The sequence below is a fragment of the Pseudomonas sp. 43NM1 genome (assembly GCF_002836905.1).
Lineage (GTDB): Bacteria > Pseudomonadota > Gammaproteobacteria > Pseudomonadales > Pseudomonadaceae > Aquipseudomonas > Aquipseudomonas prosekii.
Map to the genome: position 1 here is coordinate 84,918 of NZ_MKGS01000002.1, position 16,346 is coordinate 101,263.

19 protein-coding genes are annotated in these 16,346 nt (G+C 57.7%); 17 read left to right on the plus strand and 2 right to left on the minus strand.

Annotated features, from left to right (window positions below):
• Positions 1–21: 21 nt before the first annotated feature.
• Both BI292_RS01435 and BI292_RS01440 read right to left on the minus strand, forming a co-directional pair.
• Positions 22–807, minus strand: a complete 786-nt coding sequence (locus BI292_RS01435) for a PRC-barrel domain-containing protein (protein ID WP_101206726.1) — start codon at positions 805–807, stop codon at positions 22–24.
• 222 nt (positions 808–1,029) lie between these two features.
• Complete coding sequence (locus BI292_RS01440; protein ID WP_256592598.1) at positions 1,030–3,255, minus strand: response regulator; 2,226 nt, start codon at positions 3,253–3,255, stop codon at positions 1,030–1,032.
• Positions 3,256–3,763: 508 nt separating this feature from the next.
• Here BI292_RS01440 and BI292_RS01445 point away from each other — a divergent pair.
• From BI292_RS01445 to BI292_RS01525, 17 genes are all read left to right on the plus strand, one after another.
• Positions 3,764–4,018 carry an Lpp/OprI family alanine-zipper lipoprotein gene (locus tag BI292_RS01445; RefSeq protein WP_101206728.1) on the plus strand — a complete coding sequence of 85 codons (255 nt, stop codon included), beginning with the start codon at positions 3,764–3,766 and terminating at the stop codon, positions 4,016–4,018.
• Positions 4,008–4,451 carry a hypothetical protein gene (locus BI292_RS01450; RefSeq protein WP_256592599.1) on the plus strand — a complete coding sequence of 148 codons (444 nt, stop codon included), beginning with the start codon at positions 4,008–4,010 and terminating at the stop codon, positions 4,449–4,451. The genes BI292_RS01445 and BI292_RS01450 overlap by 11 nt, the downstream gene beginning before the upstream one ends.
• Before the next feature lie 249 nt (positions 4,452–4,700).
• A complete protein-coding gene (locus BI292_RS01455) occupies positions 4,701–5,354 on the plus strand; it encodes a BON domain-containing protein (protein WP_101206730.1) in 654 nt (217 codons plus the stop codon).
• Complete coding sequence (locus tag BI292_RS28735; protein WP_157831200.1) at positions 5,323–5,607, plus strand: aldehyde dehydrogenase family protein; 285 nt, start codon at positions 5,323–5,325, stop codon at positions 5,605–5,607. The genes BI292_RS01455 and BI292_RS28735 overlap by 32 nt, the downstream gene beginning before the upstream one ends.
• A gap of 75 nt (positions 5,608–5,682) precedes the next feature.
• Positions 5,683–6,717, plus strand: coding sequence for an alcohol dehydrogenase AdhP (adhP, locus tag BI292_RS01465; protein WP_101206731.1), 1,035 nt, complete (start codon positions 5,683–5,685; stop codon positions 6,715–6,717).
• A 14-nt stretch (positions 6,718–6,731) separates the two neighbouring features.
• Positions 6,732–8,219, plus strand: a complete 1,488-nt coding sequence (locus BI292_RS01470) for an NAD(P)H-hydrate dehydratase (protein ID WP_256592600.1) — start codon at positions 6,732–6,734, stop codon at positions 8,217–8,219.
• A gap of 24 nt (positions 8,220–8,243) precedes the next feature.
• Positions 8,244–8,639 carry a hypothetical protein gene (locus BI292_RS01475; protein WP_101206732.1) on the plus strand — a complete coding sequence of 132 codons (396 nt, stop codon included), beginning with the start codon at positions 8,244–8,246 and terminating at the stop codon, positions 8,637–8,639.
• A gap of 1 nt (position 8,640) precedes the next feature.
• Positions 8,641–9,405: a Crp/Fnr family transcriptional regulator gene (locus BI292_RS01480; protein ID WP_101206733.1), complete on the plus strand. Its 765-nt coding sequence runs from the start codon at positions 8,641–8,643 to the stop codon at positions 9,403–9,405.
• A gap of 137 nt (positions 9,406–9,542) precedes the next feature.
• Complete coding sequence (atpD, locus tag BI292_RS01485; protein WP_101206734.1) at positions 9,543–11,021, plus strand: F0F1 ATP synthase subunit beta; 1,479 nt, start codon at positions 9,543–9,545, stop codon at positions 11,019–11,021.
• Positions 11,002–11,406: a F0F1 ATP synthase subunit epsilon gene (locus BI292_RS01490; protein ID WP_101206735.1), complete on the plus strand. Its 405-nt coding sequence runs from the start codon at positions 11,002–11,004 to the stop codon at positions 11,404–11,406. Before atpD ends, BI292_RS01490 begins: the two co-directional genes overlap by 20 nt.
• Positions 11,403–11,744 carry an AtpZ/AtpI family protein gene (locus BI292_RS01495; RefSeq protein WP_101206736.1) on the plus strand — a complete coding sequence of 114 codons (342 nt, stop codon included), beginning with the start codon at positions 11,403–11,405 and terminating at the stop codon, positions 11,742–11,744. Before BI292_RS01490 ends, BI292_RS01495 begins: the two co-directional genes overlap by 4 nt.
• Entirely contained in the window at positions 11,737–12,063 is a 327-nt protein-coding gene (locus BI292_RS01500) for an ATP synthase subunit I (RefSeq protein WP_101206737.1), read from the plus strand. The genes BI292_RS01495 and BI292_RS01500 overlap by 8 nt, the downstream gene beginning before the upstream one ends.
• A complete protein-coding gene (locus tag BI292_RS01505) occupies positions 12,054–12,755 on the plus strand; it encodes a F0F1 ATP synthase subunit A (protein WP_101206738.1) in 702 nt (233 codons plus the stop codon). The genes BI292_RS01500 and BI292_RS01505 overlap by 10 nt, the downstream gene beginning before the upstream one ends.
• A gap of 41 nt (positions 12,756–12,796) precedes the next feature.
• Complete coding sequence (locus tag BI292_RS01510) at positions 12,797–13,087, plus strand: F0F1 ATP synthase subunit C (protein WP_101206739.1); 291 nt, start codon at positions 12,797–12,799, stop codon at positions 13,085–13,087.
• Between the two features lie 3 nt (positions 13,088–13,090).
• Complete coding sequence (locus BI292_RS01515) at positions 13,091–13,864, plus strand: F0F1 ATP synthase subunit delta (protein WP_101206740.1); 774 nt, start codon at positions 13,091–13,093, stop codon at positions 13,862–13,864.
• On the plus strand, positions 13,861–15,426 hold the full coding sequence (locus tag BI292_RS01520; RefSeq protein WP_305887376.1) for an alternate F1F0 ATPase, F1 subunit alpha: 1,566 nt from the start codon (positions 13,861–13,863) through the stop codon (positions 15,424–15,426). The genes BI292_RS01515 and BI292_RS01520 overlap by 4 nt, the downstream gene beginning before the upstream one ends.
• Positions 15,426–16,334, plus strand: coding sequence for a F0F1 ATP synthase subunit gamma (locus tag BI292_RS01525; protein WP_101206741.1), 909 nt, complete (start codon positions 15,426–15,428; stop codon positions 16,332–16,334). The genes BI292_RS01520 and BI292_RS01525 overlap by 1 nt, the downstream gene beginning before the upstream one ends.
• Positions 16,335–16,346: the final 12 nt, after the last annotated feature.

Genomic DNA, 16,346 nt, shown 5'->3' on the forward strand with positions numbered 1-16,346 from the left:
AACCTCCGATTTGTCTTGCACTTATTTCTCTCGCTCTATGACGGTTTCAATCACCCAATAGCCAGTACGCCCATAGTGGTTGTACAGATTCGACTCTCGTTCTCGGTTCAACTGGTGTGACGAATCATAAGGAGGCGATGCCTTGATCGACGCACAGTCGAGGTCGACAGTGACGGATTTGTCCAGCCAACGGATCCCATCGATCCACTCGGGAGCAATCAAAACCTTGTGTCCGAGCCACCAGTTGCTGGTGTTGATCACAAGGTATTGAATCGCCCAGGTCTCTTCATCGATCAGCAGACTCTCCACGTGTCCCACTTCGCCATCAGTGGCTTTGATGTGATAGCCGATAACGGCTTTGCAACTGCGTAAATTCGGGTCGTCATCGGCATGGCGCGCACGTTCAGCTTTTGCACTTTGTTCGCGAGCGTTTTCCTCTTGGACTTGGCTACCCGGAAGTCCAAAGCCTCCTGGGTATATCCCGGCCCAGTAATATGGATAACTGTAGTAGCCGAGGTATTTCATTTCGTGCTGTCGAGAGATCGGTTTATCGGTATCGATATCGGGACTGCATTTGACTTGTTCCTTGGTAATCGCGACGTGCAAACGCCGCAGCGCCCACTCGGGACGTTGAATGGCTAAAGGAGTAATCAGTACCTTGCGGCTGGCGAGCCAGTCACCGGTCTCGACGACGAAGTAACGGATCACCCACGCGTCATTATCGAAATAGAAGTCTTTGACTTCGCCGATGTCACCATCGGTGGCGGCAATGGTGTAATCCTCCAAGTCATGCATGCTTCGTAACATAGGACTGTCCTTTGTGGAGCACCGATCAATGTCCTCGGCACATGGAAACGCTGCAGGTCGAGTATTCGACTTGGCCAAGGACACTGTGCGCGTTACACCACTTAGCGTCTGTTCGGTGACGCACGCTGCCGAACCGAAACTGCAAAGTCATGATGGTTCAGCTGTAAGAATCGAAAGACCGAAAATGGAAGGCATTTTGCTGAAGATTGATTCACGGGAGACTTAGCTTTTCCTTGGCGCGTTTACGTCAGAGGGGGGCGGTGCAGAAGCCTGAACGTTGGCTGCCAGTGCAATGCGCGCCAATGCAGGAATGGATTTGGAATGAGTTCGGGTCATGATCGAGGCACGGTGATTTTCAACAGTGCGTTGACTGATCCCGAGTTCGACCGCGATGTTTTTGCTCGGATGGCCTGCTAACACCATGTCCATGATTTGCCGCTGCCGTAAGGTTAGGCTGTCTATGTAATGAGCCGCTTCCTGAGTCCAGGCCAATTTTTTATTTGCATCGTGTGAGTGTTCCAACGCTCTCGCAATGCTTTGAAGTACCTCGATACGACCAAATGGCTTTTCGATAAAATCCGACGCGCCAGCTTTCATGGCATCCACGGCGATTGAAACGTCACTGCTACCGCTGATCATGACCGCAGGCAAGTCGTCACCGTTGCGCCTCAAACGATGCAAGAGTTCAAGACTCGCCATTCCTGGTAAGTGAGCATCAACCAGCAAACATGTATGGAGACCAGGCGAGTAATCCGCAAGGAAGGCCTCGCATGACGCATAGTCCTGTACGTGGTAGTCGCTTGATTCAAGTACGCCGCGGATCGTGTCTCGAAAAAGATCGTCGGCGTCGACCACGAATATGGTTGATGGCACAGGATTGCAGGACTCGCTGTCTTCGAGTAGCTCATCATTAACAGTGGTTAAACATTGCTGGGCGAGCAGCGAAGCAATAACGAAAATGATCTCTTTGAGCTTTGCCGGTTTGTTGAGCTGAGTACAGTGTTCAAACGCTACGTCACGGGAAGTCTGTCTTGAAATATCACCGGTCAGAACGATCGCTGGAATGCGGCGATGCAGTTTTTTTCGCAACTGAGTGATCATTTGTAAGCCATTGCTCGAACCAGGCAAATTGAAGTCCGCCAGTATCAAGTCCGGCTGCACACCACCGTGCGTGACGCTATCCAAGGCGGTTGCACCGTCGATGGCCATTGCCACCTGATAACCTTCCGACTTGAGCAGGTTGCCCAGCAATTCGAGCAATTCGGCGTCATCCTCGACTATCAGTATCATTCCATTTTTAGTCACGGAGCCTGGTTCTTGTGGTTTGCCATCCTGAATGGCAATTGGCAGGGTTGCGCATTCACGGGATAACGCGACATCAATGGAAAACGTCGATCCTTTTGCGAAACTCGATTGCGCACGCAATCGATGCCCCAACACAGCACACAAACGCTTAACGATAAGTAAAGCGGCGCCACTTTCCTGGCCTGGATTGTCGGTAGGGTCTTGCTCCTCGATCAGTGAATCGAGCACCGACGACTCCATGCCTATGCCGGTATCCCAGACTTCAATACTGAGCCACCCGCCGTGGCGACGGCAGCCCAACAGTATCCGACCTTCGTGGGTGTACTTCAGCGCGTTGGAAAGCAAGTTGCGCAATATTTGCTCCAGCAGGCGCGGATCACTTTCCACTGAGAGATGACAGGGGACTACCTTCAGTTTCAGGCCTTTAGCACCTGCCTTGTAGCTGAATTCGTCAGCGAGTCGATCCAGCAGGTGACTCACTCGGAAACTCACGGGAGTTGCCTGAACCGTGCCGGTTTCGATGTGGTTGATATCCAGAAGGGCATTTAACATTCCGGACATCGCGCCCACGGTTTCGCCGATCCTGACCGTCAGCTTGCGGGGTTGCTCGTCGTTCAGAATGTCCAGCAGCAGCCCTTGCAACAACTTGAGAGTTTGCAGAGGCTGGCGCAGATCATGACTGGCGCAAGCGAGAAAACGTGAGCGAGTGGCTGTCGCCAGTTCCGCTTTCTGCATCGCTTTTTCAAGCGCTTGTGTGATCTGTTTTTTGTCGCAGATGTCGGTGAAGGTGATAACTACCCCATCACCAAAACTATCCTGTTGGCTGTAGGGTGAAATTCGACGGGTAAAACTCACTCCACTGCGTGATTCGACTTCCCGCTCCAGTGGAGTCTTATCACGCATGACGGTTCTGGCATCTTCCAAAAGGTTGGAATCACTGGCCAGTGGGCGCAAGTCAGCCAACGGTCGTCCAATGTCCTGGGCAAGAATGTTGAACAAGGACTGACTCGCCGGGGTGAACAGGCGAATATTCAAATCTTCGTCTAACAGAATCGCTGCAATGTTGATGCTGTACAGCACGTTCAGAGACACCACGGCGGCTGCTCGTTGCTGTTCGAGTGAGGAACGAAGTTGTTCGTTCATCTCTATAAGCTCATTGTTCAGCGAGCGCATTTGGTCAAGGGATTCAGTCGCGTCGCGAGAGTCCGATTGTTTCTCTGAGTTCAGCGTTGAAGCGTCGGCTGAAGGGGATGGCGCTATCACCTTGGGCTTGGCCGTTCCAGCGTCGAGTGGAAGGCGAACGGGCATTGTGATGTTCCGCAGCAATGCATTCCGAAGGAATACGTCTTTAAATCCTACTCTCCTTCAGGGGCGACGCAACGTCCACCTTGGCGAAGCCGTGTGGATTGACGACTTTGTAAATTGCATACGCGGCGAACCTCTAAAAATATCCCGCCTTTGTTGCTTGGCGAGCGCGCTTATCGCGATGGGTTTCGCGGCAGTTCTCAGACCAGCGGTCATCGCTGGGCGCCTCATTCGCAAAGGCCACTGAGTAGTTTCCGAGCCTTCTGCCTTATCTCAAAACCGAATAGGCTGATTATTCTGCATCGGCAGAGCGTGCTTACCTATTCAGGCATGAAGGAGTGACACCATGAAAAAACTCATTCTAAACACGTCTTTAATCGTGGCTTTGGGGATGACCGCCGGTTGCAGCCATCACCAACAGGAGATGGATGCGAGGCTGAGCAGCGCCGAAGACATGGCGACAGCGGCCAGAGTGCATGCGGACGAGTCAGCGATAAAGGCGGATCAGGCGTTGCGGGCAGCCCTAGAGGCAAAAAAATCGGCGGACGAAGCCAATGAACGGGCGCAGCTGATGCTCAAAAAAGCCGGTCGTGCCAATTAATCAAAGGCGCATTTCAACTCAATGGAATGGCACAGCGATGAAAATAATCTTTTTGCTTGGTGTGCTGTGTGCGTGCCTTGCTGGCTGTGGGCATACGCCGACTCAAAAAACAGTGATTACGCCGGACTCGATCGAAAACCTCAATCAGTCCCGGATCAAGGTGCCGGTCCCCGCCAGGGATGGCGTCGCTGCCAGGACCAAAGCATTGGCCGGCTTCGAAGGCCACGGCTGGGTGTTCGACCCGCTATACGCGACCGCGGTGAATACCGATGGTCGTGATCTGGCCGTGTGTGGTTTCGCTCGCCAGCAAGGAACGAAAAACTCGGTTTACTTCGCCTATTACAGCGGCGAACTGATCGTTTCCGATGACAAGGCGCCTTTTGGCGTCAGTGTCGAAAATGAATTTCTGGCGATGATTTGTTCCCACTCCTGAGTAGTACTGCCACGCACGCGCTTTGGCATGACGACGAGTAAGTTTGTGCATGCCTGTTGGCCAGTTTTTCGATGGCTTCAACCGAGAGCATAGGTAGTTTCCGAGGCTACTCACAGGCGAATCAGACGACTAACTTGATTGATAGTGCCAGTACGCAGCCGCAACTAGCGTTGAGGCACCAGGCAATGATTGACTCATGGTCCTGTTGCATACATTGCACAGGCGAGCACTTCACTTGGTATTGAAATCATGAAAACGGATAAGGAACTAAAAAAAGACATCCTTGAGGAGCTGCGCTGGGAGCCCTCGGTCAATGCCGAACAGATCGGGGTCGAGATCAAGGACGGCATCGTGACCCTTACTGGGCATGTCAACAGCTACGTTGAAAAATGGGCCGCTGAACAAGCCGCCCAGAAAGTGTCTGGTGTTCGCGCGCTAGCAGTAGAAATGGACGTAAAGCTGCCAGGCCCGAGCCAGCGTAACGATGCCGATATCGCGCGCTCAGCCGAAAATGTCTTGGAATGGACAAGTAACCTGATCAAGGAGTCGATCAAGATTAAGGTTGAAGACGGCTGGGTGACTTTGGCCGGTGATGTTGAATGGGAATACCAGCGCCGCGAAGCTGTAGGCGCAATCCGCAACCTGATGGGCGTCAAGGGGGTCAGTAACAACATTTTGATTAAGTCCACGGCATCGGCGAGAGGGGTGAAGGCTGAAATAGCTGAGGCGCTTAAACGTCGGGCCATTATTGACTCGCAAAAGATAACGGTCGATGTCCAAGGCGCCGATGTGACCCTATCCGGAACTGTCGACAACTGGGCTGAGCGCGAGTTAGCAGCGCATTCAGCCTGGAGTACAGCGGGTGTCAAAAATGTGCAAAACAATATCATCGTCTCCTTCTGACTTTAACGCAGTGCCCGGCAGAGGTCGTGTGCCTTGCACTTCATGCGCACAATCAGGAGTACTCGATCATAGATTAGCCAGTGGTATCGATTCGGGAATGGAGTTCATCAACAGCATCAATTGGTCGGATACCGAGCTGCCAATTGGCGGTATCAAGCACTCCGGATACGGGCGTGAGTTGGGTGAGGCAGGTATTCAGACCTTCGTGAATAAAAAACTGGTGCGTTACGCATTTATCGCCCCGCCGATCTGACCGCAAAGGACGTTTTCGCCTTCAACTCTCTCAATTGTCTTGGGAGCCTACGGGGCAACTGAAGAGGAATATTCCATGAGTCTGAAAATGCGAGCAGCCGTTGTCGAGCAATTTGGGCAACCGCTGGTGATCAGAGAGTGTGACGTCCCTGTCGCCGGGGCAGGGCAGATCCTGGTCAAGACCGAAGCCTGTGGTGTTTGCCACACCGATCTTCACGCCGCTAGAGGCGACTGGCCGCTCAAGCCAGCTGTCCCTTTTATTCCGGGGCACGAAGGTATCGGTGTCGTGACCGCAATCGGTGAGGGGGTCACGACCGTAAAGGTGGGCGAGCGAGTGGGAGTGCCATGGCTTTACTCGGCCTGCGGGCACTGTGAGTACTGTCTGACCGCTTGGGAGACCGTATGTGCTCAAGCACAGTTTGGTGGCTACACGAAGAACGGCGGCTTTGCCGAATACATCCTGGCAGACCCGAACTACGTCGCTCACATTCCACCGGGCCTTGATCCAAGGGAAGCGGCGCCGATCATTTGTGCCGGCGTCACGACCTACAAAGGCATCAAAGAGACCGGTGCCCGGCCGGGGCAATGGATCGCTATCTCTGGCGTGGGCGGACTGGGTCACTTGGCTGTTCAGTATGCCAAAGCCATGGGGCTGCGCGTCTGCGCCGTGGATATTGATGACCGCAAACTGGCCCATGCCACCAGGCTTGGTGCCAATGCCGTGGTTAATGCAAAAAATGGCGATCCGGTCGAAGCGGTGAAGGAGGCTACCGGTGGTGGCGCCCATGGCGTGCTGATCACGGCACCTTCGCTCAGTGCCTTCAAACAGGGCGTCGGTATGACGCGCAAACACGGGACTTGCGTGCTGGTGGGCTTACCGCCGGGTGAGTTTCCTGTGCCGTTGTTCGACGTGGTCGCCAATTGCATCACCGTACGAGGCTCCTTTGTAGGCAATCGTCAGGACATGGCCGAAGCGTTGGCCTTTGCTGCTCAGGGCAAGGTCAAGGCCGACATTGAATTGCAGCCGCTATCGGCGATCAACCAGATTTTCGAGCGACTCGAACACGGTGATGTGCCATCGCGAGTGGTCATCGATTTCAGTGCGGTTTGAAAGAGTGGCAACGCATGAACATGTTCAGTTCCGAGCCTGTGCTGATAGGCCGCCAAACCGCTCTGCTGACCGTTCGGCAGATGGCGGATGCGGATCGACTATCGGTCGCTGCCGGTATCTCGCTTTTTGAATTGATGGCCAATGCCGGTGCGGCAGTGGCCCACGAAATCCAGCATCACTGGACACCCCGTCCCGTAGTGGTGTTGTGTGGGCCAGGCAACAACGGAGGTGACGGGTTCGTCACCGCACACTGGCTGGCCGAAGCGGGCTGGCCGGTGAGGGTTGCAATGTTGGGCAGCCGATTCAGCCTTAAAGATGAGGCGAGGCAACATTCATTGCGCTGGAAGGGGGACGTCGAAGCGTTGAGTCCCTCGGTGCTCGAAGGTGCGGAATTGATCGTCGATGCGTTGTTTGGCGCCGGTCTCAGTCGTCCGCTGGAAGGCCAGGCGCTGGAAACGCTGGCTGCCGTCAGCCTTGGCTCCGTGCCCATTGTCGCAATTGACACGCCCAGCGGGGTCATGGGCGATACCGGCGAAGCGCTGGGGGCGGTGCGGGCCGTACTGACCGTGACGTTTTTTCGCAAAAAACCAGGTCATCTACTGTTACCCGGGCGGGACCTGTGTGGTGAAGTCATCGTTGCGGATATCGGCACTCCCAAAGCGGTAGCCGACGCCATCGCACCCCAGGCGTTCGAGAATGATCCCGAGTTATGGCTGGCCAACCTGCCGCGCGCGAAGGCTGACACCGATAAACACCGCCGTGGTCACGCACTGATATTTGGCGGGTATCCGATGACCGGTGCGGCCCGAATGGCTGGCAGAGGCGCAGCAAGAGCCGGGGCGGGTCTCACGACCATTGCGGTGCCTGAAATAGCGCTGCCCATCTACGCCACAGCGCTGGACAGCATCATGGTGCGGCCATGGGTGACGCCGGAAGATTTTGGTCACTTGCTCAATGGCAGTCGCTTCTCCGCCTGGTTGATTGGCCCGGGCGCCGGCGTTGATAAGGATACGTTCGGCCACGTGCTGGCCATGCTCGCTACTGGACGCCCAACCGTCATCGACGCCGATGCGATCACGGCTTTCCAGGATGATCCCGGGGCCTTGGATCGAGCGATTCACGGGCCCTGCGTGCTGACGCCCCATGAAGGGGAGTTCCGCCGCGTATTTGATCCTTTTGGCGACAAGCTGACCCGCACCCGGGCCGCTGCCAGACGGAGCGGGGCGGTGGTCGTCCTCAAGGGAAGCGACACCGTCATCGCAGCCCCTGATGGCAGAGCAATCATTAATGCTAATGCACCTTCAACCTTGGCTACCGCAGGCTCGGGCGACGTCTTGAGTGGAATCATTCTGGGCTTGCTTGCACAGGGGATGACGGCTTTCGCCAGCGCTGCTGCGGGTGTTTGGCTACACAGTGCCGCGGCCGCCGAATTCGGCCCCGGATTGCTGGCAGAAGACCTGCCCGATCTGCTGCCAGCGGTATTCCGTCGGCTGTACAGCTAAACGCTAACCGTTAAGGAGATCACAATGCGCCACGGACTTACTTCTCAACAATTGCAGGGCATGAATGCTTATTGGCGGGCGGCCAATTACCTGTCAGTCGGGCAGATTTACCTGCAAGACAACCCTTCCAATGGTTTCTGTGACGAGGGCACGGCCACAACGCCATTCGACAGGGTAGTGCTCAACAGTCCGGACCACTTTCAATTGGCTCTGGACGCCGTCGAACGCGTCCCTCAACTGAGTAATGAAGTTGGTCGGGCGCAAGAGCGCTATCGGACGATGATCCAGAGGCATAAGCGTTACATCAGTGAGCACGGCGAAGTTCTGCCGCATGTGCGGGATTGGCATGGACAGGCTGAACCCGCCATGGCGATTCAATCAGGCAGACCGTGCTCTCTCGCTCCAGACAAAGGTTACTGATATGTCCTATACACCGAGCCCTCAGCAAAATCATCTACTCGCCGCATTGCCGGTCGAGGTTCGGCATCGCTTGTTCCCTCAACTCGAGCGGGTGTCATTCCCCCTTGGCAAAGTCATGTATGAGCCCGGAGATGTTCTGCGTTACGTCTATTTTCCGACTGACTCGATCGTTTCATTGCTTTACGTGATGGAAAACGGAGCGGCGGCGGATATTTCGGTGGTGGGCAATGAGGGGTTGATCGGCGTGGCCTTGTTCATGGGCGGCGAAAGCACTTCGAGTAGAGCCGTCGTCCAGAGTGCCGGACACGCCTTTCGGCTGAGAGGGCAATTGCTCAAGGACGAATTCAATCGCCACGGTGAAATGCTGCATCTGATGCTGCGTTATACCCAGGCCTTGATCACGCAGATGGCCCAGACGGCGGTCTGCAACCGCCACCACTCAATCGACCAGCAACTGTGCCGTTGGCTGTTATTGTCGCTGGACCGTCTGCCAGGTAACCAGTTGGCCATGACTCAAGAACTCATTGCCAACATGCTCGGTGTGCGTCGTGAAGGCATCACCGAGGCCGCTCGTAAGTTGCAAAAGCTTGGCGTGATCGAGTACTGCCGTGGGCTGATCACCGTGCTCGACCGACCCCGGCTTGAAGAGTTGAGTTGTGAGTGTTACGCCGTCGTTAAACATGAGACCGACCGACTTCTCCCCTACGCTCGCCCAAAAACCTTGAACATACCCGTATGCCGGGCCGTCATAGCGCATGCTCATTGATTCTATGGCGGTTCCTTGTGTTCGATACCGCACAGAGACCGGGTGCCGTTGCCAGCATGATGAAAGTAGGCATGCATGGCTGACTCCGCGTTGCATCGATGCAGGCTCGGCACGACAACCCAAAGGGAGGCCAGGAGATGAAGGAATGCCAGGTAACGACCGATAAGGACTCGGTGAACTTCGGCGTGGTTGCTGCGGTGCGCGGCAGTGTCGTGGACATTCGTTTCGATGTCGCGCTGCCGCCTATCCACACCCTTCTGCGGGCCGGAGATGCGGGCCGTGTGGCCATCGAGGTGTTGGCCCAACGCGACGAGCGTCACGTACGAGGTATCGCGCTCACTCCCACGCAGGGCCTTGCGCGAGGAATGCTCGTGCACGACACCGGAGGGCCGTTGAAGGCCCCGGTTGGAAATCAGATCCTGTCGCGCATGTTCGACGTCTTTGGCAATACCATCGATCGCCAACCCGCGCTGGACGGTGTGCAGTGGCGCTCTGTGCACCAGACGCCACCGTCGTTGGTGCGCCGCTCAACCAAATCAGAAGTGTTCGAGACCGGTATCAAGGCTATTGATGTGCTCACCCCACTGGAGCGCGGCGGCAAGGCCGGTCTTTTTGGCGGAGCCGGCGTCGGCAAGACGGTGCTGTTGACCGAAATGATCCATAACATGATCGGCCACCAGGAAGGTGTAAGCATCTTTTGCGGTGTCGGGGAGCGTTCTCGAGAAGGCGAGGAGCTTTACCGAGAGATGGAGGCCGCCGGCGTGCTGCCCAACATGGTGATGATTTTTGCGCAGATGAACGAGCCGCCCGGGGCGCGCTTCCGGGTGGGGCATGCCGCGCTGACGATGGCAGAGTACTTCCGCGATGACGAACACCGCGATGTACTGCTGCTCATCGACAATATTTTTCGCTTCATCCAGGCCGGCTCGGAGGTTTCGGGCTTGATGGGGCAGATGCCGTCTCGCTTGGGTTACCAGCCGACGATGGGCACCGAACTCGCGGCGCTGGAAGAGCGTATCGCCAACACTGACAGCGGCGCGATCACCTCGATTCAGGCGGTGTACGTGCCGGCCGACGACTTCACCGACCCGGCGGCGGTGCACACCTTCTCGCACCTTTCGGCGTCCATCGTGTTGTCGCGCAAGCGCGCAAGCGAAGGACTGTTTCCAGCCATAGACCCGCTTCAGTCCAGCTCCAAAGTGCTCACGCCGGGCATCGTCGGCGAGCGCCACTACCAACTGGCGCAGGCCATCCGCCGCACGTTGGCCCAATACGCCGAGCTCAAGGACATCATCGCCATGCTCGGGCTGGAGCAGTTGTCGCCCGACGACCGCAAAGTGGTGGCCCGTGCGCGGCGCCTGGAACGCTTCCTCACGCAGCCATTCTTCACCACCGAGCAGTTCACCAACATGAGCGGCAAACTCGTCAGCCTGCAAGATTCACTGGATGGCTGCGAGCGCATTCTGGCGGATGAGTTCAAGGATTTTCCTGAGAGCGCGCTGTACATGATCGGTGCGGTCGATGAAGCCAAGACCAAGGTTAAAGCCAAAACCGAGGCCGAGCAGCAAGCCAGCCAGGCTGCCAAGGAGCCAAGTCATGTTGTTGATGACACTTAAGGTGTTGCTGCCCTTCGAAGTGTTTGCCGTCGAAACGAACGTGTCGTGCATCGTTGTCGAGACGGCACAAGGGTCATTCGGCTTGCTGCCCCGGCGTCTGGACTGCGTGGCGGCACTTGTACCGGGCATCCTCAGTTTCGAGGTCGAATCGCAAGGCGAAGTGTTCCTGGCGCTGGACGAGGGCGTGCTAGTCAAGACCGGGCCGGATGTGGTGATTTCGGCGCGGCGGGCGTCGCGCGGCGCTGATCTGGCTCGGCTGCGTGAGGCAGTCGAGCAGGAATTCCTGACGCTGGACGCGCATGAACAAGCCATGCGCCAGACCATGGCTCGGCTGGAAACCGGGTTTATGCGCCGGTTCGTTTCTTTGCGCGATCACTTGTCATGAAACCGGATCCCAAGCGCACGCCTGCCAGCCAGACGCTGGCTGAACAGGTCGGCGCCAAAGCGGCCCGCAAACTCAAGGCGCGCCAAAGGGGCACGCCAGTGGTGTGGTTCGGCTTGGGCATGATGGGCTTGATCGGCTGGTCGGTGGTGGTCCCGACATTGCTCGGCGCGGCCCTCGGACTTTGGCTCGATCAGCATCATCCCGGCGGTCACTCTTGGACGCTGGCGCTGCTGGTGGCGGGACTCACCATCGGTTGCCTTAACGCCTGGCACTGGGTGGCAAAGGAAGACCAGGCCATGCACGACGAACGCGATGATAAGGAACAGGGCGATGATTGACCATGGTAGTTGGGCGCTCGTATGGGTGGCCGCGTTGTTGGCAGGCGCCGCGCTGGGGTTCATTTTTTTCGCCGGACTGTGGTGGACGGTGCGCCGCGGCGCCTCGTCGCCGACACCGGCACGCTGGTTTCTAGCCAGCCTGATACTGCGAACCGCCACTGTGTTGTTTGGCTTTTACCTGGTCGGTGCCGGTCAACCGCTGCGGCTGGCTCTGTGCATGCTGGGTTTTCTGCTGGCTCGCATGATCGTCTTGCGTGCCACACAACCGACCGCGGCCGCACTGGCGCCGCCAACATCCGGACCGCCACCATGCGCCTGACACCTGATGCCTGGATCTTTTGGCAATATGGCTTCTTCAAGCTCAATGCCACCATTGTCTTCACCTGGGCACTGATGACCGTGCTGGTGTTGGGCGCAGCGATGATCACGCGCCGCCTCGCCACCGGTCACCAACGCTCACGCTGGCAGAACCTGCTGGAGATCGTAGTGACTGCGATCGTCGGGCAGATCAAAGACGTCGGCCTGCAGCAGCCTCAACGCTACCTGAGTTTTCTCGGCACGTTGTTCCTGTTCATCGCTGCGGCGGCGTTGGCCACGGTGATCCCCGGTTACGAGCCTCCCACCGCGTCGCTGTCGACCACCGTAGCGCTGGCCCTGTGCGTGCTGGTGGCAGTGCCGCTGTTCGGCATCTCCGGTCAGGGGTTGGCGGGATACCTGAAGTCGTACATGCAGCCGACGCCGATCATGTTGCCCTTCAACCTCATCAGTGAGGCGTCGCGGACGCTGGCGCTGGCTGTGCGTCTGTTTGGCAACATGATGAGCGGCGCGATGATCATCGCCATCCTGTTATCGATCACGCCGTTCGTCTTCCCCATCGTTATGACAGTGCTGGGCTTGCTCACCGGCATGGTACAGGCCTACATCTTTACCATTCTGGCGGCGGTGTACATCGCGGCGGCCACGCGTAGCAGCAAAACGGTCAAAAAGCCTTCGCCAGCGGCAACGGACTGAGCGGCTATTACTCTTCCTCCCAACTCATATATAGGCACTTTATGGACTCTCTCACCTGGATCGCCATCGCCTCCATTGTCATGGCCGGCCTGACCACCGGCTTCGGTACGATGGCCCCCGCGCTCGCCGAGGGAAGGGCTGTAGCCACGGCGCTCAGTTCGCTGGCCCAGCAGCCCGATGCGTCGGCAACCATCACCCGTACACTATTTGTCGGCCTGGCGATGATCGAATCGACGGCCATCTACTGCTTTGTGGTGTCGATGATCCTGATCTTCGCCAACCCGTTCTGGAATGCCGCTGTCACAGCGGCCGCCCAGGCGGCAGGTAAATAGACCGTGCTCATCGACTGGTTCACCGTCGCCGCCCAAGTGCTGAATTTCATCATACTGGTGTGGTTGATGAAGCGTTTTCTGTATCAGCCCGTACTGAACGCCATTGCGGCGCGGGAAGAGAAAATTGCAGTCGAACTCAAAGACGCCGCCGAAACCAAGGCTAAAGCCCATCAGCAGCAAGACGAGTTCGAGAAGAAAAACCAGTCCTTCGACGAACAGCGGGCCGCTTTGCTGAGTAAGGCCACCGATGAAGCAAACGATCAGCGAGTGCGGCTGCTGGCCGAGGCTCGCAAAACGGCTGATGCTGCAAGCGCGGTGAGAGCAAAGGCACTGGTGACCGAAAGACAACATCTGCATGCAGATTTCTTCCGCCACACTCAACAGCAGGTCTACGACATTTCACGTCGGGTGCTCGGTGACTTGGCATCTGTCAGCCTTGAGCAGCGGGCTTGCGAAGTCTTCATCCAACGCCTGCGGGCTCTCAACGACACCGCGCTGGACGAGTTGACCGCCGCGCTGAAGGGCACGTCTGATGGCGAGCCGGCTCGATTGCGCAGCGCATTCGAGTTGCCGACAGCGCAACGTACCTTGATCCAAGCTGCCCTGGATGAGTTGTTCGGGCAGGCAATTGCGCTCAAGTTCGAGACCGCACCGGAGCTGGTCAGCGGTATTGAGTTCAGCGTCCAAGGGCTGAAACTGGCCTGGAGCATTTCTGATTACCTTGATGCCCTGTCATCAGATATGAACGAGCAACTGCACTCAACGGAGCGCACATGACGATGACCGAGTCGTTAGACGCTACGCTGCAAAGCACACTGGAAGATGCGTTCGCCAGCATCAGCCAACGACTCCAGACCTTCAAGCCGCAACTGGCATTGCACGAAGTGGGTACGGTCGTTAGCGTCGCCACTGGCATTGCCCGTGTCCATGGGTTGCCGCATCTGGGGTTCGAGGAATTACTGCTGTTTTCCGGTGGCTTGTCGGGCATCGCGTTCAATCTGGACGAGGAGGGTGTCGATGTGGTGCTGCTGGGCGACTACGCTCACCTGCGCGCCGGTCAGGAGGTGCGGCGTACTGGCCGGGTGATGGACGTGGCCGTGGGCGATGCGCTGTTGGGCCGGGTGATTGACCCACTCGGCCGGCCACTGGACGGCGGTGCAAAGGTGGCGACCCAAGAGCGCCTGCCCATCGAACGGCCGGCGGCGCCCATCATGGACCGCGCGCCCGTGACCGAGCCGCTGCAAAGCGGTCTGAAAGTCATCGACGCGCTGATCCCCATCGGCCGGGGCCAGCGCGAACTGATCCTGGGCGACCGCCAGACCGGCAAGACAGCGATCGCCATCGATACCATCTTCAATCAACGTGACAAGAACGTGTTGTGCGTTTACTGCGCCATCGGCCAACGAGCGTCGGCAGTGGCCAAGGCGGTGGCCAACCTGCGCGAGAAGGGGGCGATGGCCTATACCGTGGTGGTGGTAGCCGAAGGCAACGAGGCGCCCGGACTGTCCTACATCGCACCGTACGCCGCCACCAGCATCGCCGAGTACTTCATGGAAGCGGGGCGCGACGTGCTGATTGTCTATGACGACCTGACTCACCACGCGCGTGCCTATCGTGAACTGTCCCTGCTACTGCGGCGACCGCCAGGGCGCGAGGCCTTTCCGGGCGATATTTTCTACATCCATTCGCGCATGCTGGAGCGCGCCACTCATCTGAGTAAGGAGCGCGGCGGTGGCTCGATGACTGCGTTGCCCATCATCGAGACCGAAGCACAGAACATATCGGCCTATATCCCAACCAATCTGATCTCCATTACCGACGGGCAGATTGTGCTGTCGCCGTCACTGTTCGAACTCGGTGTACTGCCGGCCATCGATGTCGGCCAGTCGGTGTCGCGCGTGGGTGGCAAGGCGCAGCGCGCGGCTTATCGGGCAGTGGCGGGCGACCTCAAACTAGCCTATGCACAATTCGAGGAGCTGGAGACCTTTGCGCGCTTCGGCGCTCGGCTGGACGAGGATACGCGGCAGTCCATCATCCACGGAAAGCGTATCCGCGCCTGCCTCGGCCAACCCGAGTTCTCGCCGGTGACGGTGCCCGCTCAGATCGCCATCTTGCTGGCATTGAATGCGGCACTCTTCGACGCGGTACCGCTTGATCGAATGGCTGCTGCACAGCACGCCGTGGAAGAGGCTGCCAATGGGCTCCCGGATGACGTCGGCAAGCGACTGGCAGATGTCGGTCCGCTGACTGACACTGATCGCGAGCAGGTCAGCGAAGCTGCGCGTCAGGCACTTGCAGCGTTTCTGGCGCCGCCCGTGACAGACACCAAGGAAACCTGATGGCCGCCTCCATCACCGCACTGCGCCGCCAAATCAGTAGCGCAGGTGACCTTAAGTCAGTGGTTCGGGTCATGAAAGCATCGGCGGCCTCGGCGATTGGACAATACGAACGATCAGTGGCCGCACTCGCCGACTACGCGCACACGGTTGAACTCGGTCTGGGCGTGTGTCTTCGCTCGGTCGATCCAACGGCAGCGTACGCTCCGTTCTCCTCGTCGCACGCCGATGACATTGAGGTACACGCCGTTGTATTCGGCTCCGATCAGGGGCTGGTGGGACGGTTCAACGAGGAAGTCGTCGACTACGCGATGGCGCAGCTCGCGTCTTCCCCGGTGAAGGTTTGGGCGGTTGGCGAACGTGTGCATGAACGACTTCTCGATGCCGGCATGACGCCCGAAGGCTTGTTTGCCGTGCCTGGATCGGTAGAGCAAATCACGCAACTGGTCGGACAAATTCTGCAAACGGTCCAGATCCCGGAAAGCGGAGCCGTGGGTGGGCGGCAGAGTGCAACGCTGATTCTTTTCTATAACCGGCCGGCTGGCAGCGGTTATCACCCGGTCAGCCAGCGACTGTTACCTCTGGACGAACATTGGCAGCACGGACTGGCACAGCAGCCCTGGCCCACCGTTCAACGGCCCGAAGTCCTAAGCGCAAACGCGCAGACGCTGCGTGCCTTCATCCGCGAGCACCTGTTTGTTTCACTGTTTCGTGCCAGCGCCGAGTCATTGGCGAGTGAAAACGCCAGTCGTCTAGCTGCGATGCAGCGCGCAGATCGAAACATCGGCGAACTTCTGCTGGACCTCAACGCCACCTACCATCGTTTACGCCAAGCCGGCATCGACGAGGAGCTCTTTGACGTGATCTCTGGTTTTGACGCCTTGTCGCCGAATGCCGATGCCACCCCTTAACGCTAAACGCAC